The sequence below is a fragment of the Actinoplanes sp. NPDC023936 genome (assembly GCF_040639325.1).
Classification (GTDB): domain Bacteria; phylum Actinomycetota; class Actinomycetes; order Mycobacteriales; family Micromonosporaceae; genus Actinoplanes.
In genome coordinates this window covers 1-1,320 of the sequence record NZ_JBEZZR010000098.1, presented here as the reverse complement: position 1 = coordinate 1,320, position 1,320 = coordinate 1, and the positions used below count along the sequence as shown (strand labels likewise).

Below are 1,320 nucleotides of genomic sequence, written 5' to 3'. Positions count from 1 at the left end.
AGCCGTAGCTGTGAGTATGTTTCTTGTCTTCGGTGTTCGGGTTGACTCGAGCCGTAGCTGGCGCTGGTGCCTTGCGTGGGAACTGTCGCCTGGAAGCCGAAGCGAGTAGATGACGCCGGGCCGGATGCCGTGTGTCCCGATAGGGGCCTTGCAGCAGGCACCGTCACAGCTCTGACCGCGGCCCCGGTCCGGCGTCGGCCACCTGCCCCTGACGCTGATCGAGGAGACCGATGACGAGCACCATCATGCCTCAATCCCTGCGGCCCGGCGACGAGGTCGTGCTAGGAATCGATACCCACCGGGACCAGCATGTGGCCGCGGTGACCGATGGCCTGGGAACCGTGTTGTCGACCCGGTCGTTCGCGGCTGCCTCGGCCGGATATCAGCAGCTGCTGTCCTGGACACGCCAGCACGGCACGGTGCACCGCGCGGGTGTCGAGGGCAGCGGCTCCTACGGCGCCGGCATCTCACAAACCCTGCAAGCAGCAGGCGTCACCGTCTACGACGTGAACCGGCCGGACCGGGCCACCCGCCGCCGGACCGGCAAGAACGACACCATCGACGCGATCGCCGCCGCCCACGCCGTGATCACCGGCCGAGCCACCGCGATCGCCAAGACCGGCGACGGGACCGTGGAACAACTCCGCCACTACAAGATCGCCAAAGACTCCGCGACCAAGGCCCGCACCCAAGCGATCAACCAGCTCAAAGCCGTCCTGGTCACCGCCGGCCCCGCCCTGCGCGAATCCCTGACCGGCGTGGGCACCCTCGCTCTGATCACCCGCTGCGCCCAACTCGACGACACCACCAGCGCGGCCGGCTACACCCTGCGGCTCCTCGCCCGACGCATCAAACACCTCGACTCCGAGATCAAAGAACTCACCGCCCGCATCACCACCCAGATCACCGCCACCGCCCCGGACCTGCTCGCCGAACACGGCGTCGGACCCGACAGCGCCGCGACCCTGCTGATCACCTGCGGCGACAACCCAGACCGCATCACCAGCGAGGCCGCCTTCGCCGCCCTCTGCGGCGTCAGCCCCGTCGAAATGTCCTCCGGCCGCAAACAACGCCACCGACTCAACCGCGGCGGCGACCGCCAAGCCAACGCCGCGCTCTACCGCATCATCCTGACCCGCCTACGCAGCCACGAACAAACCCGCGCCTACCAGCAGAAACGAACCACGAAAGGACACACAAACCGCGACACCATCCGCCGCCTCAAGCGCTACCTCGCCCGCCACCTATTCACCATCATCAAGAAAGCATTCCCGCAGGCCACAGCCCCACTCAACACTTGACAAACATAGGGGCTTCCCA

The 1,320-nt window shown here is 67.0% G+C and carries 1 protein-coding gene; it reads left to right on the top strand.

Annotated elements, in window-relative coordinates; translation table 11 throughout:
- The first annotated feature begins 230 nt into the window (after positions 1-230).
- Positions 231-1,301, top strand: a complete 1,071-nt coding sequence (locus AB0F72_RS42140) for an IS110 family transposase (RefSeq protein WP_360444959.1) — start codon at positions 231-233, stop codon at positions 1,299-1,301.
- The last annotated feature ends 19 nt before the right edge of the window (positions 1,302-1,320 follow it).